Source organism: Methanocaldococcus jannaschii DSM 2661 (assembly GCF_000091665.1).
In the GTDB taxonomy this organism is placed as follows: Archaea; AGJL01; Methanococci; order Methanococcales; family Methanocaldococcaceae; genus Methanocaldococcus; species Methanocaldococcus jannaschii.
The window spans coordinates 454,037-476,503 of record NC_000909.1 but is presented as its reverse complement, the minus strand read 5'-3'; the positions used below and the strand labels follow the sequence as shown (position 1 = coordinate 476,503).

Here is a 22,467-nt window from a genome sequence, read left to right as displayed (position 1 = left end):
AAAGAAATTTGGATTTTTTGATTTTTATATTTTAAATAATATAGACAATAAAATAGAAGAAACAAAAATTTTGAGGGAAATTATGCATTGGGCTGATGTAATTGCTGAAAAATTGATTGAAGAGAGAAAAGCAGATAAATATATCGTTGCGAGTGGAATAACACCTTCAGGACATATCCACGTAGGAAATGCAAGGGAAACACTGACAGCAGATGCAATCTATAAGGGATTAATAAATAAAGGAGTTGAAGCAGAGTTAATTTTTATAGCAGATACCTACGACCCATTAAGGAAGTTATATCCATTCTTACCAAAAGAGTTTGAGCAGTATATTGGGATGCCTTTAAGCGAGATACCATGTCCAGAGGGTTGCTGTGAAAGTTATGCTGAACACTTTTTAAGACCTTACTTAGAGAGTTTAGATGATTTAGGAGTAGAGCTAACAACATATAGAGCTGATGAAAACTACAAAAAAGGACTTTATGATGAAAAGATAAAGATTGCCTTAGACAATAGAGAAAAAATTATGGAGATTTTGAATAAATTTAGAGCTAATCCTTTACCAGATGACTGGTGGCCAATAAACATAGTTTGTGAAAACTGTGGAAAGTTAAAGACAAAGGTTATAAAATATGATAGTGAGAAAGAGGAAATAACCTATAGATGTGAGATTTGTGGATTTGAAAACACTGTAAAACCATATAAAGGAAGAGCTAAGCTTCCATGGAGAGTAGATTGGCCGGCGAGATGGAGTATATTTAATGTAACTATTGAGCCAATGGGTAAAGACCATGCAGCAGCAGGGGGAAGTTACGATACAGGAGTTTTAATTGCAAAAGAGATTTATAACTATATACCACCAAAAAAGGTTGTTTATGAATGGATTCAATTAAAAGTTGGGGATAAAGCAATTCCTATGAGTTCTTCAAAAGGTGTTGTGTTTGCTGTAAAGGATTGGACTAATATAGCCCACCCAGAGATTTTAAGATTCTTATTGTTGAGAAGTAAGCCAACAAAGCATATAGACTTTGATTTGAAGAAAATTCCTGACTTAGTGGATGAATATGATAGATTAGAGGATTTCTACTTTAACAACAAAGATAAAGATGAGTTAAGTGAAGAAGAACAAGAAAAGATAAGAATTTATGAGTTATCAACACCAAAAATCCCTGAAACTAAGCCGTTTGTTATACCATATAGATTCTGTTCAATCATTGCTCAGCTAACTTATGATGAAGAGAAGGAAGATATTAATATGGAGAGAGTATTTGAAATATTAAGAAGAAATAACTATAGTATAGATGATATTGATGAGTTCAGCATGAAAAAATTGAAAGATAGATTGTTAATGGCAAGAAACTGGGCTTTGAAGTATGGAGAAAAGTTGGTTATAATTAGTGAGGATGAGGCAAAAGAGATATATGAAAAATTGAAGGATAAACAAAAAGAATGGATTAAATACTTCGCTGAAAAATTAAAAACAGCAGAGTTTGATGCTTTAAACTTGCATGAGTTGATTTATCAAACAGCAAAAGAACTTGGCTTAAATCCAAGAGATGCCTTCCAAGCATCGTATATGATACTCTTAGGTAAAAAGTACGGGCCAAAGTTAGGAGCTTTCTTAGCAACTCTTGGAAAAGATTTTGTTATAAGAAGATATTCATTATTTGAATAATTTTTTACTTTTTTTGGTGGTAAGATGATAAAAATACACGCATTAGAGGAAGTTAAAGGAAATTCTAAAGAAATTGTTGAAAAAGAATTTGAAAATTTGGCTAATGAGCTGAAAGAAAAATATAATGCTAAACTTAAATATGTAGATGAAGACATAGAAGAAGACGAAAATTTAAAGTTTTATACAAAAATTGGAGAATTTGAGATAAATTTTGATAACTTTAAGGATTATATAAACTTCTGTTTAAAATATGGGGCAGATATTGAAGTTATAAAACCAGAGAAATTAAAACTCACAGCTAATGAGATAAATGAAGTTTTAGCTTTGGTTATAAGTGCGTTTAAATCATTTATGGATACATATAAGATTGGATTTGATGTATATGTTAAAGAGAAAAAAGATATAGATGTTGAGGGATATAAAAAAGGCAAGTATGATGAAGATGAAATAGCCGATTTTGAAGAAGAAGGGTTTATAAGAGTTAAGGCAGTGTTTGAAGCTATTGGAAAAAATGAAAATGAAGTGGTAAAAAACCTGCTTATTTCTTTGGATAGGGATGAGATTATAATCAACAAGATTATAACTAAAAACTTCAATGAAAATAATGAGAATTTTAATGGACTAATGGCTGTTGATTTGTTATGTAATCCCTTTGAGATGTTTGAAATCGCCTATAAGTATTTACCAGTTGCTATATCCATCCAAAGAGATGAGATTGAATTAAGTTTAGCTGATATTCAAGATATTGGTAACGAGCTATCTGGAGCTATGTTCGAACTTAGCCATGCCGTAATTATGAGGAAATAGCTATGCTAAGAGGCATTACCGAGCGTAGCGAGGTAATGCATCTGTTTTGATCAACGCACCATAGCTTCGCCCTATTGGGATACCTATTTAACTAAGTTTTGATCAACCTTTTCTAAAAGGTTGTTCGAGTAACCTTTTACTAAAAGGTTGGGAGCAATGTTTGAGCTTAGCCATGCGGTAGTTATGAGGAGATGAGTTCGTTTGATTAAAATAGGGCTTAACTCTATCTCTATTTGGGGTATCCATTATAAATTAAAAATTATTTGAGGTGGTAAATTGCATCCAGCTTTAAAATACATGAGGCAAGATAGATTGCCACACATCTTCTGTTCTGGATGTGGAAATGGAATTGTTATGAATTGCTTTTTAAAGGCTATTGAAGAGCTAAATATAAAGCCAGAGGACTATATAGCTGTTTCAGGTATAGGTTGTTCTTCAAGAGTTCCTGGTTATTTATACTGTGATTCCTTACACACAACCCACGGAAGACCTATAGCGTTTGCAACAGGAATTAAAATAGCAAGACCAGATAAACATGTTGTTGTATTTACTGGGGACGGAGATTTGGCAGCTATAGGTGGAAATCACTTCATCCATGGATGCAGAAGAAACATAGATTTAACTGTCATCTGTATAAACAATAATATCTATGGAATGACTGGGGGGCAAGTTTCACCAACAACACCTTATGGTAAAAAGGCAACAACAGCACCTTATGGTAGTATAGAAAATACTATGGATTTGTGTAAAATGGCGATTGCGGCAGGAGCTACTTATGTAGCAAGATGGACAACAGCTCATCCAATTCAGCTTGTTAGGTCAATTAAGAAGGGTATTCAAAAGAAAGGATTTGCGTTTATTGAGGTTGTCTCTCAATGTCCAACATACTATGGAAGATTCAACATCTCAAGAAAGCCAGCTGATATGATTAAATTCTTAAAAGAGAACTCAATACACTTAAATAAAGCTAAGGATATGAGTGAAGAGGAGTTGAATGGAAAAATTGTTGTTGGTGAGTTTTTAGATATAGAGAAACCAGAGTTTGTTGAGGAATTGCATAAGTTGATTGAGAAGTTAAAGAGTGAATAAAAGGAGGGTTAAGATGAGAAAAGAGATAAGACTCTCTGGATTTGGTGGGCAGGGAATTATTTTGGCTGGAGTTATTTTAGGGAGGGCAGCAGCATTGTATGACAATAAAGAGGCAGTTCAAACACAGTCTTATGGGCCGGAAGCAAGAGGGGGGGCAAGTAAGTCAGAGGTTGTTATCAGTGATGAGCCAATTGACTTCCCAAAGGTTATAAAGCCGGATATATTGGTTTGTTTATCACAGCAGGCTTATGATAAGTATAAGGATGATATTAAAGAGGGAGGAGTTGTATTGGTTGATGAGGATTTAGTTTCAACAGATAAAATGCCAGAAGTTGATGTAACGATGTATAAAATCCCATTTACAAGGATTGCATCAGAGGAGATAAAACTTCCAATTGTTGCAAATATAGTTATGTTAGGAGCTTTAACAAGATTAACAAATATTGTTTCAAAGGAAAGTATGGAAAAGGCAATTTTAGATAGTGTTCCAAAGGGAACTGAAGAGAAAAACTTATTGGCATTTAGTAAGGGATATGAAGTTGCAAAGGAGTTATAAAGAAGAGGCATTGCTTCTGTAAAGAAGCAATGCATCCAGGTATCCCAATAGGGCGAAGCCCTATGGTTAGTAAGGGTTATGAAGTTGCTGGAAAATTGTAAGTATCTGAATATTTGATTTTATGGACTACAAATAGAAAATTATTATTTTAATAAAAAACTTTCTAATTTTTGAGATTTTTTTAATTTAAAGGGATTTTATGAAAGATTTTATTATGGAGATAATTTTATAGAATCAAATAATCGGAGTTATAAAAATAATCTTTAAAATTGAGTAAAACTAATAAAAACTTTTGAAATTTTAGATAATTAAAAAATAGATTTCTATAGTTTTGGTTTTATATGTTTTATTTGTATATGAAAAATTGATAAAAATTTATCCAATGATTACATTATCAGATTTTGATTTTAAAGATTTTTAAATGAAAATTTTAAATTTTATTAGTTAAAAATTCTCTATTTGGTTGAAATAATCATTATCACTAAAAAAGTATTACTCAAAATTTAGATTTGAATGAATAGGGGAGATTTTTTAGATGTAAGATATGATTTTTAGGTTATTATTTGATTAGAGGTTTTTTGTTAATTTATTAGATAAAATAAAAGGTTTTTATTGAATGTTAATATTGGTTATTAATAATTTTAAATAGTAAAGTATAAATATTAGTTATAATATATCTAAATATAAAGGGTTTAAGAAGAACATTGTTGTATGGAAACTAAACGTTTATCGATAATATCGGTTACATCTGATAGTCTGTTTAAGAAGAACATTGTTGTATGGAAACGGGAGGTGTGAGGGCGGCTCCCCCCTAATCTCTAAAATTGTTTAAGGAGAACAGTATTGTATGGAAACCCATCATAGTCACCTCCTCTCTTTTTCCACGATTTTTGTCCAACCCTATATTTCGTGTTTAAGAAGAACAATATTGTATCAAAAACTCTTTTTTATCCACTCTAAAATATCCTAAATAATTTTTTATATCCCAAAAGAGAAATATTAAACTAAAAACCTATTTTTTGGTGTCCATTATGCCAAAAATTTTATACAATCCAGAGGTTTTAGGGCATAAACCAAAATCCTACCATGTTGAAAATCCAGAGAGAGTTTTAACCATTTTAAACAGCTTAAAATCTAATGGCTTTGATGATATAGTTTTAATTGAAGGAAAATCTACAATTAATGAGATTTTAGAGATTCATAGTAGAGATTATGTATATTCAATTATAAATCTAAGCAAATCATTTAACTATTATGATGGTGATACATATCTCTGTGATAGAACCTTAGACGCAGCATTAACTGCCTTTAAATTGGCAAAAGAAGCTGTAAAATTAGCATTAAAAGATAGGGATTTATACTTTGCATTAACAAGACCTCCAGGACATCATGCTGGAATTTCTGGAAGGGCTTTAGGAGCAATGTCAAACGGTTTTTGCATATTTAATAATATAGCAGGAGCTGCAAGATTAGCTAAAAATTATATGAAAAAAGTCATAATAATTGATTTTGATGTGCATCATGGAAACGGCACTCAAGAAATCTTCTGGAATGATAATAGAGTTATTCATATAGATTTCCACCAAAGAGGCATCTATCCAGGAACTGGAGATATATTAGATATTGGAGGAGAAGAGGCAAAAGGGACTAAAATAAATCTTCCTTTCCCAGCACATTCAACTGATGCTGATTATATATTTGCATGGAATGAGATTGTTGAGCCAATTTTAAATTACTTTAGTCCAGATACTGTTTTAGTTTCTGCAGGTTTTGATGCATTTATAAATGATGGCCTTGCAAGTATGGACTTAACTGAAACATTTTATAGATTTGTAGGAGCTAAGCTAAGCGGATATAGTGTTACAGCAGTTTTAGAAGGAGGATACAGTATAGGTTTAAAGTATGCTCCACCAGCATTTTTAGATGGATATGTTGATGCTAAAGATGTGTTGGATAATTTAGAGGATTATACAGTTATTAATTCTAATGAAGTTAAATCAATGGTTAAAAATGTTAAAAAGATAATTGGGGAGTATTTGGATATTTTTTAATAGGACTCCGCAGTTTATATATTATAATAAGTAGTTAGACGTTAATTTTTGCTAACTTTCTACCAAACTCTTTAATTTTTTTAATATCATTTTCTTTTGGAGCAAATCTAAATGTCAATATCTTATCATCAACAATTTTAAACCCTAACCTTTTAAAAGCCTCAATTATTTTTTTAGTCGCACATTCTTTCCAACCATAGGAGCCAAAGGCTACGCCAATCTTTTTATTACTTGGCTTTAATCCTTCTATATAAGTTAATAACATTCCAACCTTTGGATGCACATTCATATTTATTGTTGGAGAACCAACCAATACGTATTTTGCGTCTAAGATATCTCTCATTATAATGTTCAATGGGGAAGTATCTAATCTGTGGTATATTACATCAACTCCTTCTTCAGATAATCCCTCTCCAAGGGCTTTGGCTATTTTTTCTGTTGAAGAGTATATAGTTGCATATACAATGACTGCAGTATTTTTATATGAATCAGAACACCACATACGGTATTTTGTTAAAATTTCATCAATCATTATATGCCAAATAACACCATGTGATGGACATATATACTCTAAATCCAAATCCTTCAAGATATTTAGAATTTTTAAGATGCTTTTTCTATATGGTAATAAAATATTGGCAAAATACTCCTTAGCATCCAGCATAATTTTATGACCAATATCACTGTCTATTTTCTCTTTATAAACCACATGTTGACTAAATAAATCATTTGAAAACAGAATTTTATCTTCTACACAGTATGTTAGCATATATTCACACTTGTCATCAGTTATAAATTTTAATGTTCTATTTCCAATATTTAATTCATCTCCATTTTTTACAATGACAAATTCCCAATCTTTTGTATTAAATTGAGCATCTAAATAATATTTTCTAATTTTTGTAGTCACAATCTTCGCTTCTGTAAGCTCAATAAGTTTTTCTATGCATTCGTTATGGTCAGGACTAATATGGTTTGAGATAATATAATCTAATTTCAAATTAGCTACGTCTTTCAAATATGACAATAATTCATCAAAATACTTTATTCTTGTAGTATCGATTATAACATTGTTTTTATCTAAGATTAGATATGAGTTATATGTAGTCCCTTTTTCAATGTCTAATCCCCTATACTCTTTAATTTTCCATTCTATAAAACTCATGCAGTAAATATTATCTTTTATTTTAAGCACCATATATTTCACCACAAAAATATTAATTATAAGAACCCAAAACTCTAAAGATTACAACATTAAATATTCTGGCGATAGTAATATATAATAAATGTCCAATGTTAATTTAAGTAAAATAACAACTAAGTAATCTTTATAAATGTTTTAGTTTGATTAACAGCATAGATTGAGGGAAATTATGGTAAAAATAGACTACAAAAAGTGTGGTTATTGTGGAGCGTGCGTTGGAGTTTGTGAAAAGTTAGCTATCAATTTGATAGAACATATTATAGTTATTGATGAAAAAAAGTGTAATAACTGTAAGTTATGCACAATAGTATGTCCATTAAATGCATTAGAGGGGGAATGATGAGAGAGTTAAATGATGTATATGATGTAGTGGTTGTTGGAGCAGGTCCCGGAGGAAGTATGGCAAGTTATGCATCAGCAAAGAATGGAGCTAAAACACTATTAATTGAGAAATCTCAAGAGATTGGTGAGCCAGTTAGGTGTGCTGAGGCAATTCCATCAATAGAGGAATTTGGATTAAAACCAGAACCAGAGTTTGTTAGAAACATTATTAAGGGAGGAATTTTATTTTCTCCTTCTGGAAAAAAAGTTACAGTAACTCAAGATAAGGCTCAAGGATATGTAGTTGAGAGAAAAATTTTTGATAAATATTTGGCTATAAGGGCAGCTAAAGCAGGAGCTAAAGTAGCAGTAAAAACAACAGCTATTGGTTTAGAGAGGGACGGAGATTATTGGAATGTTATAGTTGAATTTTTAGGAGAGGAGTATGTTATAAAAACTAAAGTGGTTATAGCTGCTGATGGTGTTGAGAGCAATATAGCTGAATATGCTGGTTTAAAGGCAAAGAAAAAGCCATTGGAGATTTGCTCCTGTGCTGAATATGAGATGACAAATGTTGAATTGTTGGATAAAAATATGATGGAATTCTATTTTGGTAATGAAGTGGCTCCAGGAGGGTATGTTTGGATATTCCCCAAAGGAGAAACAGCTAATGTTGGTTTGGGAGTTAGAGATAAAAAGAAGAAGGCAATAGAATATTTAGAAGAGTTCATAGAAAATGGTTTAGCTAAAGATAGGTTAAAGGATGCAACACCAATAGAATTCAAAGTTGGAGGAGCTCCTGTTTCTGGCCCTATAGAAAAAACCTATACTGATGGTCTTTTAGTTGTGGGGGATGCTGCTGGGCAGATAAGCCCATTAACTGGTGGAGGAATTTATTTAGCTATGGATTGTGGATTAATAGCTGGAGAAGTAGCAAGTAAAGCTATAAAATTAAATGATTGGAGTGAAGAAACCCTAAAAGAATATGAAAGAAGATGGAAAGAAAAGCATTATGAATATTTAATGAGCCATTTAAAGTATAGAAAAATCTTAGAGAAAATGAGTGATGATGAGTTAGATGCTTTAGCAGAAGCTTTAGGAGAAAGTTTAGACGGCATTGACTTGAAAAAATTTGTCAAGAGAATAATAACTAAAAAACCATCACTTTTAAAATACTTTAAGGATTTATTATAATTTTATTCTTTCTTTGGTTTTTTAACTACTAAAACTGGACAGTGTGCATTTTTAATAACTCTCTCAGCTACACTTCCCAATAATATTCTTTCCAATCCTGTCTTTCCAGTAGTTCCCATAACTATCAAATCTGCCTTTTTCTTTTCAGCAAATTCAACAATCTCATTTGCTGGGACACCCTCTAACATCTCTGTATGAATCTTAACTCCCCACTCTTCAGCCATTTTTTTAACTTTTTTTAATGCTTCCTGCCCCTCCTCTTTTAAAAGCTCACTTATCAGTTCCCAACTTCCCTCTGCAGGAAGTCCAACAAATGGAGAGACATCGACAACATATATTGCATAAACTTCTGCATCAAACTCCTTAGCTATATTGATTGCATGCTTTGCAGCTTCAAGTGAAACATCTGAACCATCAGTTGGGATGACTATTTTTTTATACAAGTTTTCACCATTTCTTATTATTGAATTTAGTATATAATATTTAAGTGCCAATAAAATAAAAACCTTTTTCATTAGTGATTATCAACATGATAATACACATATAAACCCTATTAACTCCTAATAAAAATCATTAATTTTGAAAATATATATAAATATGGCAATGATGAAAAGAGGGTTAGCTGAACTGTGATGATACTTACCCGAACTGAGCCATTATTTTTTATTCTTTTTCTTTCTCTTTATCTTTATCTAAGTCCATAATTACAATGCCTTCTTTTAGTTTTTCAACTTCTTCCTCACTTAATATCTCTTCTTCAACACCTTCTCCAATAATGGCACTATGTCCTAATGGGTCTATCAGTATTAAAGTTGCTTCTTCTTTACCCTCTTTTAATTTCTTTATTCTTTCTCTAAGCTCTTCAGCTTTCTTTTTCTGTTCCTCTGTCTCAGCCCATCTAATTAAAGTCTGTAAAATGTTATCAACTCTGTTTAAAACCCCCTCAACATTGCTAACAAACCCTTCAGCTAATGGACCAGGCTTAATTTCAACTCCAAGTTCTGGAATTTGTATATATGCTGAAGAACTTCTAACAACTCTTTTATTTAAATCCCTCTCACTTTCAATTTTTAATATATATTTCTTCGGCTCCCTTACTTCTAATGGAAACACGTCACTTCTTCTAAAGTTGCATTTTTCACAAATCATCGTTGTTTCTAACACAGGGCCGAAGTATGGGATATCTATTTGGTGAGAGGTTATTACAAAAGTGCCTTTACCTCCACATACTGGACAGTCTAACCTTTGCACATTTTCCATTTTATCACCTATGGGAACTTTTAATCAATCTAATATATAAACTTTTCGTCTTATTTTTTGTGGGTAACTTTTATATATTTCCCAGAGGATAATGTTATTCCATGGCGATAATATAATGATTGATTATGAAAAATGGCGGAATATGTTTTCCTAATTTATTTGGTAGATATCAAATATCAATTTCGTGAGAACATGTATAAAAAATTAGAGATTATTGAAAGGGCAATACTATTAAATCCTCAATATATCCAGGCTTTTAGAGAAAAATTAAAAATTACCCAATCAAAATTAGCTAAAGAAAGTGGAATTAGTCAATCTCATCTCAGCATGTTAGAGAAAGGAAAAAGACCAGCAACTAAACTTATAGCAACTGCTGTAACTCTTGGTTTATTAAAATGTTTCTCCTCAAACAATGTTGAAAATCCAATAATTGAACTTTTAGATGCACTCTCCCTTTTAAAGTTTGAAGATACTTTTGCAGAATTTGTATCTGAAATTATTGAAAAAGGTGATAAGGGGTATCTTAGGTTAATTGAAAACTACCCTGTATTAATAATAAGTAAGGAGAACTTATTAAATGAGATGAGAAGTAGGTTAGAAGTTATGGATATTGAGAGGATAGAACTATCAAGAGGGAGAATAAAAGTCATAGGAAAACATCTTGACAATAAATATGTTGAGATATTCTTAGATTGCTCAGATATTAGGAGATTAGAAAAAAAATTCATGAAAAAAACTGGGAAGAAGGTTATCATCCAAGTATTTCCAAAAGATGAAGTTCCACCAATTTATTCAATAAATAAAGATTGTGTTATAATTCATTGCTGGTAAATCAGGGAAATAAAAGAAAGTGGGGCTGAACGTAGTGAAGCCCCGCTCTGGGTATCCCAATAGGGCGAAGCCCTATGGTGTATAATAATTCATTGCTGGTGAGAGTGATGGATATTATTATTTTATATCTAATAGCTCTAATAACATCAGTAATTGTTGCTTTAGTCCTAAAACTTCCAATAATCCCAAAAGAAAAGCCTATAAGGTTTAGCTTTGAGACATCTATTATATTTCCAACACCAATCTTAGCTTTAGGCATTGAGGCAATATTTAGGAATTTATTTGGGGATTATATAAGCTTGGCATTCTTTGCTGGGCTGTTTGGAGCTCTATTATCAAAATATGCTGATAAGTTATTTGGTGAGCCGTAATGGAGATTGTTGAAATTGTAAAAATAATTATTGCTGGGATTATCTGCTGGCTTAACTTTGTTCTTATCGATACTTATTTTGGACTTCCAGAAAAGCCAGGAGTTTTAGGAGCTAAGACAATAGGAGAGAAGATTAGAGATATCGGTGGAAATTTAAATGGAGGCTACTTTATGGGAAATATTGTGTGCTCTCCAGATGCCTCAGCAGGAACATTATTGGCTTCAATAATGAACTACCTAATGGGAATTGAAGGAGGGTTTATAGCGGCTTTATTGGTTTGGATTGGTAATCGTCTATGTGCAGACCCAGGTTATGCTGGAACTATTGGAGCTTTAACAATAACTGCTATTATCTATCTCCTAAATCCAATAATTGAAGCAAAATATTTCATTGTGGGAATGGTCTTGGCAATATTTACAATTCAAGGATTTGAGCACAGATATGCCTCTATATTACTTGGAAAAATAGCTAAAAAGATGAATAGAGGGGAATGATGGATATTGTAGAGATAATTATTGGATTTATAGCATTGTTAATGACAGCAAGGATATTCTTAGAAAGAAGTAGAGCAAGAAAATTGCTTTACCTTTGTTGTTTAAGCTTCTGTATCTCTGCATTAATTGCTCTATATGTGGATTCACCAATGGGAGGTATAGTGGCTATAACATACTTTATATGCTCAACTATCTCATCCAATGCAATTGCCTATACAATAGAGCAAACAAAACATATTGAATAGGTGAAAATTTGGAGGTTTTACCATTAGTATCTGGAATATGTTGCATATTGGGAGGAATTGGAGTTATCTTACATACAAATCCAATAAACAAAATTATTATGCTTGCTTTGTTAGAAATAGGGATGATTGGTTTAATTGTTTCATGTTATTACCTGGATATTGCTATAGTCTCATCACTCTGCGAACCAATCTGCACAGTAATTTTATTACTTGGATATTTGAAATACCTAACAACAGTAAAGAAAAAGAAAAGATATGGTAGAAATTTGCCAATATTGTCTAAATAAGAAAAAGTATGGTGAATATTTATGGAACTCGTTGAATATATTCTCTATATTGGATATGCACTATTAATTATTGGAACTCTTGGAACTGTTATAGGGCCGAAGTTGATAATCCCCTAATTAGGATGTTAAATGTTGAAGTACCAACAATAGGCGTTTCTTTAATATTCTTAGCTTATGATGAAGCCCTTGCATTGATGACATTTATTGCAGTTAATGCAGTTTTGAGTTTAATTTTGATTAGAGCAGTGATATTAGATGCCGAATATAAAGAAAATAATCAATAAAGGGGGAAATAATGAAAAAACTTGGAAACCATAGAGGGAAACCCTCTATTGGGATACACCCTAACACCTCCTCGCTTACGCTCGGAGGTGTAAATTAATTTTGATTAATTTGTTTGGAAAAATTTGAGGTGGGTAATAATGAAAAAACTTGGTAAAATATGGAACTATTTATCAAAGCCAGAAATTGTCCCAAGAATATTCTCTGTATTCTTAGCTTTAGTCTTTATATTTGGGTTATTGATGCCTCATTACTTAAATCCCAATCAACTTTATCCAAAACCAATTCCTCACTCTCAAACACTAAAAACACCATTAGCACCTTATGATAGAGGAGGGATTCCATTAAAAGAACCTGCAGAGTTAAAAGCTCAATATCCACAATATGAACCTAATCTTGGAAAGATAACTGCCTATCTAACTCCAATAGCTGAATGGATTAAAGATAAAACCTACTACTTTGGGACAACAATAGTCTCAACACCTGGAGGAATATTGGATGAAATCCTATACTATACAAGAGGAATGGATACAGTGCTTGAAAGTTCTATACTGCTAATATCGTTCATAATATTTAGCTGGTTATTCTTCAACAAGGATTAGGTGGGAGAGATGGAGAACATCATCTACAGTATATACCATCCAACGATATTGGTTGGATTTGCTATTGGAATTTTGTCATTATTGGCTATTGGATTTCAAAAGAATGATTTACATGCTTTAATATTGACTGATGTTGTTGAGTGTGCCATGCTTATAATTATAGCAGGTGTTGGAACAGATTTAGCTGAAGCGTTAATTTTGCCAGGTTTAGTTGTTAGTTTAGCTGAACTTTTAGCAGTTTCAGAGGTTTTAATAACAAGAAAATATCTAAAATCAAAAAGACCTAAGCCAAAAAGCTACAAGTTGTTTGAAGAGTTTAAACTTCCACTATATACAGGAGAATTGAAGTATGATATTCATATGGAAATTTTAAAAACCTCACCAAAATTTTTGGCAATAATTTTAATTGTTTATGGAGCTATATTGAGTGGATTTACTGGAGGGGCGGTTATAGCTACTGGATTGCTGTTTTATGCACTATCTCAGAGAGTTATTGGCGTGGAGATTTCAGAGGAATTAAAAACAATGTGGGAGGGAATATCTGGATTATCTGGAATTGCATGGGCTTTGTGGATATTTGGATTTATAGGTTTCTTTGTGTTCCCAGATAAATGGTTACTGTGTCTATTGATGGCTGGTTTAGGTTTAGTTATAAAGGTTGGCTCAAAACTTGGACTTATTGGATATATAGGTGAGGTAAGATGATTGACAAAGCATAGGAGGAGACCTCCTATTGCTATACCACCCGTCCATTAAGTTAGGGCTTTCAGCCCTAATTAATGTCCATTATTTAATAAAATTAGGTGAGATAAAATGATTGAATCAATAACTGGCTATCTATTTGGAATTGTTCCATTTGGAGACATTGTATTTGGCTTTTCAGAATTTTCAATTATTGGATTTATCACTGCAGTAATATTTACCATCATAGTTTATTTAACAAAGCCAGAAAAGCAGTTAGAAGCTCAAAAATTTAAAATTGAAGATAAATTAGAGGTAGTAACACTAAATGAGTTAAAAATTAGGAGAATGATGGCTATTGTCTGCGGAATAGCAACTGCTGGAGCTATGCTAACTTATGATTTGTTTGATTATGCCTTATTCTTAACTTTAGTTGGGATTGCAAATATAGGTATTGTCTCAGCAGTTAAAAGAGAATGGGTGTTAAATGCAAGTTATCAGTATGGACTTATAGCGATGATTGCCACCCTTCCATTATTTGGTTCTGCAGGGATGATATTGGCTAAAACAGGGACATTATCAATCTTTGAACTGCCAAAAATACAAACATCCCTATTATTTGAAAAAATTATATTTGCCGCTGGAATGGCTGGAGAAACTGGGATAGCTCCCTTCTATGCTGCAAAGGCGGAGATGTTTAGAGCTCCTGGCTCACCATACATATTGATGATACACCTCTCCTCACTGTTGTTGATTGTAAGGACTGTTGAGATTCTATTGACAATTTAAAATACTTTAGGTGAAAAACATGGATGAAGAGAGAAAATATGGATTATATTCATTGATTATTGGTTTGTTGTGTGTTATTGGGATTGTTATGCTTAATGGGTTGATTTGCTATGTCCTATATATTATTGCAGTTCCTTCTCTCCTATATGGAATTGGAGCATTTATAATTCCAAAAACAAGAAGAAAAGATGCTGGAAAATTGCCATTTAGAGGATATTGAAAATATTAAAATAAAAATCTGGGTGAGGATATGGATACTTCACTGATAGGGACTATAAACGAAACTTTTAGAAAAAGTTGAACGAAAACTCTTAGAGTTTTCATAGCTGGAAAGCATAGCTCTCCATTTCATCAAAAACTAACACCTCCTCGCTTCGCTCGGAAGTGTAAATTTACAACTGATAAAATCTGGGTGATGCTTATGGATACTTCACTTATCGGAGCTATAAACTTAACAATCCATGCATTTCTTGTTGGTTCTCTGTTACTTGGATTACATAGAAAAATAATGGCAAGGATTCAAGGAAGACCAGGACCTCCAATAATCCAATATCTATTGCATACACTAAAATTCTATGTAAAGGAAATAACTTTCCCAATAACTGCTGGAAATCCTCTCTATATATTTGTAGCTTTATTGGATATTGCTATTTGGTTAGCTGCATTAATTATAGCTATTGATTTCAAGTCATCCCTCCTTATAATTATAGGAATCTATGTATTGCAAAAAATAGTGGAGCATGGTTGTGGTTTGTCATCTGGGTCTCCTTATGGAAAGATAGGAGGGGTTAGAAGTGTCTTTTCAGCAGCTGCAGAAGTGCCATTATTTGCAGTTGTTGCTGCCATATACTTAACAACACATTCAGTTTTAATTTCAGATATATTGAGTTATCAAGAAATACACGGCAGTTTATTGTTTAAAATGCCAATTTGTGCATTCGCATTCTTTATATTGCTTGTTTCAAAAGCTCCAAACAGTCCATTTGGGATAGTTAAGGGTAAAGATATTGTTAGCGGATATATGACAGAGCATTATGGTTTATTAGGGGCTATAATCTACATTGCAGAGGCAATAGCATACTTTGTATTGCTCTGGCTCTTTATAGCTGTATTTATTGGTCCTTTAGTAATAAACAGCCCTGTATTAACATTGGCTGTAATGGTTGTAATGACAGTGATTTTAGCATTTGTTAATGGATTAACACCATTATTAGCTCCTCATCATTCAGTCATGCTTCAAATGACAATTGCTGGACTTGTATTGTGTGATGTCCTATATCGATTAATAGTGGGTGGATAAAATGAAAAGCTACATTGTATCCATAGGGGAAACCCCCTATTGGGATGAACCTTTTAGTAAAAGCTTCACCAAAACCTAACACCTCCTCGCTTACGCTCGGAGGTGTAAATTAGTAAGATTTGGGGAGTATCCCAATAGAGGGGCGAAGCCCCTCTATGGGTCTTATACAGACTAACAGTGGGTGGATAAAATGAAAAGCTACATTTATTTCTTTACAATTGCATGCATTATTGCCGTGATTTATTGTGTATTGGTTAATCTATTGCAAATAAATGTCATTCCAGTAGTTTTAGCATTTAGCTTAATCTTGATATTAACAATCTCAACCATAAACAAAAAAATAGCCCATAAAATGGAAGATATTGAGGTTTTATTTATGCTCTTAGTTTTAGCTTTCTTTGCATATGCAATTTATAAACTCTACATTCCTGTGTAAATGGTGAAATCATGGGATTATTTGAGCTAAATTTGGCTATAATATTGTTTATCATTGGAAACTTTATTGGATTGGAATATAGCTATAGAAAATACTCCTCTCCTTATGTAGAAAAAGGTATTGATAAGTTTGCCTTAGCTATTTCAGTATTTGGGGGGATTTTAATTAATTCTCCGTTGTATATGCTTGGATGTCTATTAATTGGATTTCCTTTAGGTATGAGACCTGGATATGGAAGAGTTGAATTTGTTGTTGGATTAGCAGTTGCCCTGTTTCTTTATTTCTTGAGGTGGTAATTATGACTGAGATTGTTGATATTGACAAAAAATATGTTGAGAATTCATTAAAACAGAAGATGAATGTTCTTAAGGATAATAGATTTTTAATGGATGATGTATTTATTCCAATAGCTAAAGCTTTAAAGATAGAGGTTGAGGAAGTTATTGAAATATTTGCAAAAAAATTGGATTTTGCATCTTGTTATGAACTCCATGCTTATGCAGAGCAGGCAAAGATGGGCTGTTTAGGAAGGAAGGTAGATATTGATTTAGGGCTGTGCTGGCTTAGTGATTTCTTTGGACTTATAAAAAAAGAAGAAGCAGATTTAATTAGAAAAAAGGTAGTTGAAAGTTATTTGCTGTATAAAAAGCCATATAAAGAGGCGTTGGAGGAAGGTAGGCAGATGATTATCAAATTGTTAAAGGAGGAATAGCCATGATGAAAGAATTATTCAGAAACCATAGGGCTTCGCCCTATTGGGATACCCAGGATGCATTGCTTCTGCAAAGAAGCAATGCCTCTTAAAATTTATTGGGAGGAATAGCCATGATGAAAGAATTATTCAGAAAAAGGTCAATACATGTTTGTGTTGTCAATACTGGGGGTTGTAATGGATGCGATATTGAGATAGTTGCCTGCTTAGCTCCAAGATACGATATTGAGCAGTATGGGATTTACGTCCATAATAACCCAAGAGAAGCGGATGTTTTATTAGTTACAGGGCCAGTAACTTTACAATGGGCAGAGAGATTAAAGGAGATTTATGAAAAAACACCAGAACCAAAGATAGTTGTTGCTGTTGGAGCTTGTGCATTGAGTGGAGGGATTTTTAAGGAAGGACATGTTGTTGGAGGAGTTGATAAAGTTATTCCTGTAGATGCAAAAATCCCTGGATGTCCTCCAAGACCTTCTGAGATTATTGAAACAATCTTAAAGGTAGCTCCTAAGGCAATAGCAATGAGAGAAAAGAGATTAAAAAATAAAGATGAGTGAAAATATGGCAACAATTCCTATAGGACCAATTCATCCAGTATTGAAAGAGCCGTTAAGGATTAAACTTGTTTTAGATGGAGAGAAACCTGTTGATGCTGAAATTGAAATGGGTTATGTTCATAGAGGAATAGAAAAAATTATGGAAGGAAAACATTGCCATAAAGGAATTCACTTAGCAGAAAGAGTTTGTGGTATCTGTTCCTATGTGCATACGATGACGTTTGCTGAATGCATTGAGCATATATCAAAGATAGAGATTCCAGACAAGGCAAAATATCTTAGGGTAGTTACTTGTGAATTAGAGAGAATACACAGCCATTTAATTGCTTCAGCAGTGTATAATTTATCTATTGAACATGAAACACTTGCTATGTGGCTTTTGAATGTTAGGGAAATAATTATGGATTTAATGGAGATGATTACTGGAAATAGGGTTAATATGGGTTATAATGTAATTGGGGGAGTTAGAAGAGACATAAATAGAGAGATGATGGATGAGATATATAAAAAACTCGATATCTTTGAAGATGAACTAAAAAATATTATTGAGGTTTTTGAAACAGGGCCTTTAATAGCTTTAAGAAGTAAAGAAATTGGTATTTTGCCATATCATGAAGTTATGAGGACGAGGGCTGTTGGGCCAATTTGTAGAGGTTCTGGATTGCCAGAAAGTGATTGGAGGTTAAGACATTCAACATATCAAGAGTTGAAATTTAAGCCAGTGTGGAGGGAGGAAGGAGATAACTTTGCAAGGATGATGGTTAGGCATGAAGAGATTATTGAGAGCGTTAGATTAATTAGAGAGGCTTTAGAGCATTATGAAGAGTGTTCTGGAGATATAAGGGTTAAGGCAGAGATTAAAGGAGGAAAAGGAGAGTGGAGGAATGAAGCTCCAAGAGGAGAGGTAACTTATAGGATGGAAATAACTGATGGAGGGATAATAAAGAGGATAATGATTAGAACTCCTACAGTTATGAACTTGGAGGCGTATAAATATATGCTAAAGACTTGTCCAACTGTAGCTGATGCTGTATCTGCTTATACAAGTATCGACCCTTGCGTTTCATGCACAGAGAGATGCATAGTTGCAGTAAAGGATGGCAAGGAGATTCCAATTAGTATTAAATTTAGGTGATTGTTATGGCATCTTCGCTATGGTATCTTTATGAATTTGCAAGAAAAAAGTGGATTAAAAGATTTATTGATGCAAAATCAGATAAAAGCTCCTATATTCCTCCAGAAAGATATAGAAAAATACCTCCAATTGTTAAATTTCCTGAGAAATGTATATCCTGTGAAGGTTGTAAGGAAAGTTGTCCAGCCTTTGCAATTGAAATGATATACAACGAAGAGTATAACAAAAAACTTCCAGTGATTGATGAAGGTTCTTGTGTAGCATGTGCCAACTGTATTGAAGTTTGTCCAACAGGAGTTTTAGAGATGGATAAGCATAGGGTTGAGACAGAGGGCTTATTTTTTGATAAACCTAAATATAGCAATCTTATAATTGACGAGGAAGTCTGTGTTAGATGTGGAAATTGCGAAAGAGCTTGCCCAATCAATGTAATTGAGCGTAAAGAAGGGAAATATGTAATAAATATGGCTTTATGTATTTCTTGTAAAGAATGTATCAAAGTTTGTCCTATAGAGAATGCAATAGTTGTTGTTGATGAAAAAACATTGAAAGAGAAGATAGATAAAGCCTTTGAAATTAAAAATAAAAAAATTACTGGGAAGTTGGAAATTAAGGAGAACGTTATTGAAAAAATTCCACATATTGTTAGTGGCTTGTGTGTAAGTTGTGGAATATGTAAAGATGTATGCGTAGGAGAGATTGATTTAAATGAAAAAAAGGTTGTTGAGTGCGTAAAGTGTGGTTTATGTATAGAAGTTTGTTCAACTACTGCAATAAGGATTTATAAACCAATTATACCAAAGAGGAAGGATATTTGCTACGTTATTGATGAGGATTTGTGTATTGGCTGTAGAATTTGTCAGAAAGTGTGTGGGTCAGGGGCTATTAAAATTAGCAAAGAGACAAAACTACCATATATTGTTCCAGAGTTGTGTGTTAGAGGAGGAGCATGCGCAAGAGAATGTCCTGTTGGAGCTATAAAAGTTGTTAAGCCAGAAGAGGCAGAAGAGGCGGTTAAAGTTAGAATAATAGAGGATAAGATAATTGAGAGCATTGAGAAGGATTTAGTCTTATACACTGAGAAGTATGGAAAGGTTAAAGAAGAGATTGAAAAGTTATCCCTCAAAAAGTTGAAAGAAGAGCTAAAAAGGAGAGTTTATGAAGAAAATAAAAGAATAATGGAAAAAAAGAGGGAGCTGTATGATAAAGGAAATAATAGCTAAACATTTCAATTTAGCTGATAAAAATATCCAATTACTCCCAAAATTTAATATTATTTTAAATAAAAGAGAGATTATCGTTAAAGAGGATAAATGCATTAGCTGTGGAAAATGTATTGAAATCTGCCCAGTGAATGCAATAACCTACAGTAGTGATGGGTTATATATAACTATTAATAAAGAAAAATGTGTGTTTTGTGGAAAATGCAAAAAAGTTTGTCCAACAAATGCAATTGTAATAATAAGATTGAGATGCGAAATTAACGAAGATGCAAGGATTATTGAAGTAGATAAGTATGAATTTATTGATTATATAAGTGAGAGATGTGCATCTTGCTTAGTTTGTTTAAGGAATTGCCCATTTAATGCTATTGAAGAATATGGAAGTAAAATAAGGATTGATATAAATAAGTGTGAGCTTTGTGGAAAGTGTGAAGAAATTTGCCCGTTAAATGCTATAATATTACGATAAGAAATACTATTTCATAAAAAGTCATAATAGTTTGCATTGAAAGGTGATTACATTGATTGAGATAAAAAAGTCATTGGATGAGATATTATCAAAGATAGATGGGGATAAAAAGTATATTAATGAGGTAGCCAAAAAAATAACTCCCATAACTTATAAATTGTTATATATCAACGAAACTAAATGTATTAGATGCAATCTTTGCTACAAAGAATGCCCAGTAGATGCAATTGAAAAAGCGAAGGTTAAAAAATCTGCAAAGATAATTGAAGATAAATGTGTTAAATGTGAAATTTGTGCCCAAACATGCCCTGTTGGAGCAATATATGTTATAGAGGGAAGGGCAGAGATTGAAGATAGCGAAGTTCATTATACAATAAAAGAAAAATCAATCCCTCACAGAAAGATTAGGTTAAAAAAATATGAGCTTGATGAAAATACTTGCATAAAATGCGGAATTTGTGCAAGATTCTGTCCAACAAATGCTATAAAGGCAGTTAGAAGAAAGAGCATTGAGGTTAATTTAGATTTATGTATGGGTTGTGGTGCTTGTGCTGAGGTCTGCCCAAAAAAATGTATAAAGGTTGAGAGAGAGCTTGGAGAGGTAATAAAAACCAGAGACATTGAAGTTGATAAAAATCTATGTGTTGGATGTTTAGTTTGTATTGAAGAATGTCCTATCAACGCAATTGATCAAGATGGAGATAAAGTTAAGATTAATAAGGATAAGTGCATATTGTGTGGAAGATGTGTAGATGTATGTCCAACTAATGCCATAAAGATGTGGGAAAAGAAATAATATAATACAAGAATAAATCTTTAAAGGAAATTAATGTCTTTTAGGCATCTAAATTCCAAAGTTGATATATAAACTGCAGAAGTCCCAATAATAAATTTATTTTTAAGCTATTTTTGATGAATCTATTGAGATTTCTGTTTTTATATTAAGTATTGATTTTTTTTTAGCATCAAGTTGGTTTAACCGAAAAGTATATATATGGGCATATATAAAGATTTGTATAGTCATATAGTCACATAAATTATTATTACCAATTATTACAGGTGATGATTATGGTAAAATATGGGATAAAAATTGAGGATGATAGAGTAGAGATTGTGAGATACTCAACCGTCTATACTGATGAAGGTGTTGAGGAGTTAGAGGAAATCTATTTGCAAATTAAGGCTGATGATTATGAAAGCATATTGGGTATATATGAACCATATCCAAAAAAAGATGTAAGGTTTGTTGGAAATTTAGATGATTTGAAGGTTGTTAAAGGGCAAGAAATGAGAACTGCAGTTCCAATTCCATTGTCTCTGTGTAGAGCCAAGTATTTGAAAAGAATTGACGAAGATGATGAAAGAATAACTTACTTGGATATTAATGGAGTCCCTATTCAGAGAGGGATAATAGTTGGAATTGTTGTAGGTGTTCAACATAAAAGAACATCTACGGGTAAAGATTACACCATATTTAGAATATTTGATGGATACGGATGGGGAAGATTGAGACTGTTTGGAATTAAAGCAAATCCAGAAATATTTACGGGGATGTTTATCAGAGGATTTGTGAGATTTGGAGCTGTTGAATTTAGAACTGAGGAAGGAGAATTAAGGAAAGCAATATCTTTAACGCTAAATGATATACCTGTAATTGTTCAACCTAAGGAATACATTGTCCATAAAAAGTTTATAGATGAGGTTGTATTGCCAAGAGTTGCTCCTGAATTGATAGAAGAGGATAAAGAAGAGGAAGAGACTGATGAAGAAACAATAAATAGTTAAATTATCAATAAATTGATTTTTTAGGTGATATTTTATGGTATTGGGAAAAATAAAACCACCATAGGGGGAAACCCTCTATTGGGACACACCCTAACACCTCCGCCTTAT

At 32.6% G+C, this 22,467-nt stretch carries 29 protein-coding genes and 1 pseudogene; 27 read left to right on the top strand and 3 right to left on the bottom strand.

The window, feature by feature from the left end:
- Nucleotides 1-82: 82 nt before the first annotated feature.
- The 5 genes from lysS (at nt 83) to MJ_RS02835 (ending at nt 6,178) form a co-directional block, all read left to right on the top strand.
- Nucleotides 83-1,675 carry a lysine--tRNA ligase gene (gene lysS / locus MJ_RS02855; RefSeq protein ID WP_010870043.1) on the top strand — a complete coding sequence of 531 codons (1,593 nt, stop codon included), beginning with the start codon at nt 83-85 and terminating at the stop codon, nt 1,673-1,675.
- 24 nt (nt 1,676-1,699) lie between these two features.
- On the top strand, nt 1,700-2,482 hold the full coding sequence (locus MJ_RS02850; RefSeq protein ID WP_010870042.1) for a hypothetical protein: 783 nt from the start codon (nt 1,700-1,702) through the stop codon (nt 2,480-2,482).
- A gap of 276 nt (nt 2,483-2,758) precedes the next feature.
- Nucleotides 2,759-3,571, top strand: a complete 813-nt coding sequence (locus MJ_RS02845; protein WP_010870041.1) for a 2-oxoacid:ferredoxin oxidoreductase subunit beta — start codon at nt 2,759-2,761, stop codon at nt 3,569-3,571.
- Nucleotides 3,572-3,584: 13 nt separating this feature from the next.
- Nucleotides 3,585-4,127, top strand: coding sequence for a 2-oxoacid:ferredoxin oxidoreductase subunit gamma (locus MJ_RS02840; protein WP_064496537.1), 543 nt, complete (start codon nt 3,585-3,587; stop codon nt 4,125-4,127).
- A gap of 1,031 nt (nt 4,128-5,158) precedes the next feature.
- The gene (locus MJ_RS02835; RefSeq protein WP_064496536.1) at nt 5,159-6,178 is read left to right on the top strand and encodes a histone deacetylase family protein; all 1,020 of its coding nucleotides are present in this window, start codon (nt 5,159-5,161) and stop codon (nt 6,176-6,178) included.
- A 34-nt stretch (nt 6,179-6,212) separates the two neighbouring features.
- Here MJ_RS02835 and MJ_RS02830 read toward each other — a convergent pair whose 3' ends face one another.
- Nucleotides 6,213-7,376, bottom strand: coding sequence for an FprA family A-type flavoprotein (locus tag MJ_RS02830; RefSeq protein ID WP_064496535.1), 1,164 nt, complete (start codon nt 7,374-7,376; stop codon nt 6,213-6,215).
- Between the two features lie 175 nt (nt 7,377-7,551).
- On the opposite strand from MJ_RS02830, the gene MJ_RS02825 reads away from it, so the two are divergent.
- Together MJ_RS02825 and MJ_RS02820 are read left to right on the top strand one after the other, a co-directional pair.
- Nucleotides 7,552-7,722, top strand: coding sequence for a 4Fe-4S binding protein (locus MJ_RS02825; protein WP_010870037.1), 171 nt, complete (start codon nt 7,552-7,554; stop codon nt 7,720-7,722).
- A complete protein-coding gene (locus MJ_RS02820; RefSeq protein ID WP_010870036.1) occupies nt 7,722-8,897 on the top strand; it encodes an NAD(P)/FAD-dependent oxidoreductase in 1,176 nt (391 codons plus the stop codon). Before MJ_RS02825 ends, MJ_RS02820 begins: the two co-directional genes overlap by 1 nt.
- 2 nt (nt 8,898-8,899) lie before the next feature.
- Here MJ_RS02820 and MJ_RS02815 read toward each other — a convergent pair whose 3' ends face one another.
- The gene (locus tag MJ_RS02815) at nt 8,900-9,340 is read right to left on the bottom strand and encodes a universal stress protein (RefSeq protein WP_064496534.1); all 441 of its coding nucleotides are present in this window, start codon (nt 9,338-9,340) and stop codon (nt 8,900-8,902) included.
- 220 nt (nt 9,341-9,560) lie between these two features.
- Nucleotides 9,561-10,157 (bottom strand): ZPR1 zinc finger domain-containing protein, encoded by a 597-nt coding sequence (locus MJ_RS02810; RefSeq protein ID WP_010870034.1) that lies wholly within the window; start codon nt 10,155-10,157, stop codon nt 9,561-9,563.
- Nucleotides 10,158-10,349: 192 nt separating this feature from the next.
- Here MJ_RS02810 and MJ_RS02805 point away from each other — a divergent pair, with 192 nt between their 5' ends.
- From MJ_RS02805 to MJ_RS02710, 20 genes and pseudogenes are all read left to right on the top strand, one after another.
- Nucleotides 10,350-10,988, top strand: coding sequence for a helix-turn-helix domain-containing protein (locus MJ_RS02805; RefSeq protein ID WP_064496533.1), 639 nt, complete (start codon nt 10,350-10,352; stop codon nt 10,986-10,988).
- A gap of 74 nt (nt 10,989-11,062) precedes the next feature.
- On the top strand, nt 11,063-11,359 hold the full coding sequence (ehaA, locus tag MJ_RS02800) for an energy-converting NiFe hydrogenase A subunit EhaA (RefSeq protein ID WP_010870032.1): 297 nt from the start codon (nt 11,063-11,065) through the stop codon (nt 11,357-11,359).
- Nucleotides 11,359-11,853 carry a hypothetical protein gene (locus MJ_RS02795; protein ID WP_010870031.1) on the top strand — a complete coding sequence of 165 codons (495 nt, stop codon included), beginning with the start codon at nt 11,359-11,361 and terminating at the stop codon, nt 11,851-11,853. The genes ehaA and MJ_RS02795 overlap by 1 nt, the downstream gene beginning before the upstream one ends.
- Nucleotides 11,853-12,098, top strand: coding sequence for a DUF2109 family protein (locus MJ_RS02790; RefSeq protein ID WP_064496532.1), 246 nt, complete (start codon nt 11,853-11,855; stop codon nt 12,096-12,098). The genes MJ_RS02795 and MJ_RS02790 overlap by 1 nt, the downstream gene beginning before the upstream one ends.
- An 8-nt stretch (nt 12,099-12,106) precedes the next feature.
- Complete coding sequence (locus MJ_RS02785) at nt 12,107-12,385, top strand: DUF2108 domain-containing protein (RefSeq protein ID WP_010870029.1); 279 nt, start codon at nt 12,107-12,109, stop codon at nt 12,383-12,385.
- Between the two features lie 21 nt (nt 12,386-12,406).
- Nucleotides 12,407-12,669: pseudogene (locus tag MJ_RS02780) on the top strand (EhaE family protein).
- Nucleotides 12,670-12,807: 138 nt separating this feature from the next.
- Nucleotides 12,808-13,269, top strand: a complete 462-nt coding sequence (locus tag MJ_RS02775) for a DUF2106 family protein (RefSeq protein ID WP_064496531.1) — start codon at nt 12,808-12,810, stop codon at nt 13,267-13,269.
- A gap of 9 nt (nt 13,270-13,278) precedes the next feature.
- The gene (locus MJ_RS02770) at nt 13,279-13,974 is read left to right on the top strand and encodes an EhaG family protein (protein WP_064496530.1); all 696 of its coding nucleotides are present in this window, start codon (nt 13,279-13,281) and stop codon (nt 13,972-13,974) included.
- Nucleotides 13,975-14,082: 108 nt separating this feature from the next.
- The gene (locus tag MJ_RS02765) at nt 14,083-14,739 is read left to right on the top strand and encodes a membrane protein (protein WP_010870025.1); all 657 of its coding nucleotides are present in this window, start codon (nt 14,083-14,085) and stop codon (nt 14,737-14,739) included.
- Between the two features lie 19 nt (nt 14,740-14,758).
- On the top strand, nt 14,759-14,959 hold the full coding sequence (locus tag MJ_RS02760) for a hypothetical protein (protein ID WP_064496529.1): 201 nt from the start codon (nt 14,759-14,761) through the stop codon (nt 14,957-14,959).
- A gap of 201 nt (nt 14,960-15,160) precedes the next feature.
- Nucleotides 15,161-16,039 (top strand): respiratory chain complex I subunit 1 family protein, encoded by an 879-nt coding sequence (locus MJ_RS02755; protein WP_064496528.1) that lies wholly within the window; start codon nt 15,161-15,163, stop codon nt 16,037-16,039.
- Nucleotides 16,040-16,229: 190 nt separating this feature from the next.
- Nucleotides 16,230-16,475, top strand: a complete 246-nt coding sequence (locus MJ_RS02750) for a hypothetical protein (protein ID WP_064496527.1) — start codon at nt 16,230-16,232, stop codon at nt 16,473-16,475.
- Nucleotides 16,476-16,486: 11 nt separating this feature from the next.
- Nucleotides 16,487-16,771 (top strand): energy-converting hydrogenase subunit EhaL family protein, encoded by a 285-nt coding sequence (locus tag MJ_RS02745; RefSeq protein WP_010870021.1) that lies wholly within the window; start codon nt 16,487-16,489, stop codon nt 16,769-16,771.
- 2 nt (nt 16,772-16,773) lie between these two features.
- Complete coding sequence (locus MJ_RS02740; RefSeq protein ID WP_064496526.1) at nt 16,774-17,187, top strand: DUF1959 family protein; 414 nt, start codon at nt 16,774-16,776, stop codon at nt 17,185-17,187.
- 113 nt (nt 17,188-17,300) lie between these two features.
- Nucleotides 17,301-17,747 carry an NADH-quinone oxidoreductase subunit B family protein gene (locus tag MJ_RS02735; RefSeq protein ID WP_010870019.1) on the top strand — a complete coding sequence of 149 codons (447 nt, stop codon included), beginning with the start codon at nt 17,301-17,303 and terminating at the stop codon, nt 17,745-17,747.
- A gap of 4 nt (nt 17,748-17,751) precedes the next feature.
- Nucleotides 17,752-18,882: a hydrogenase large subunit gene (locus MJ_RS02730; protein ID WP_064496525.1), complete on the top strand. Its 1,131-nt coding sequence runs from the start codon at nt 17,752-17,754 to the stop codon at nt 18,880-18,882.
- 5 nt (nt 18,883-18,887) lie between these two features.
- The gene (locus tag MJ_RS02725) at nt 18,888-20,105 is read left to right on the top strand and encodes a 4Fe-4S binding protein (protein WP_064496524.1); all 1,218 of its coding nucleotides are present in this window, start codon (nt 18,888-18,890) and stop codon (nt 20,103-20,105) included.
- Entirely contained in the window at nt 20,083-20,574 is a 492-nt protein-coding gene (locus MJ_RS02720; protein WP_010870016.1) for a 4Fe-4S binding protein, read from the top strand. Before MJ_RS02725 ends, MJ_RS02720 begins: the two co-directional genes overlap by 23 nt.
- Before the next feature lie 43 nt (nt 20,575-20,617).
- Entirely contained in the window at nt 20,618-21,370 is a 753-nt protein-coding gene (locus MJ_RS02715; RefSeq protein WP_010870015.1) for a 4Fe-4S binding protein, read from the top strand.
- Nucleotides 21,371-21,642: 272 nt separating this feature from the next.
- Nucleotides 21,643-22,359, top strand: coding sequence for a hypothetical protein (locus MJ_RS02710; RefSeq protein ID WP_064496523.1), 717 nt, complete (start codon nt 21,643-21,645; stop codon nt 22,357-22,359).
- The last annotated feature ends 108 nt before the right edge of the window (nt 22,360-22,467 follow it).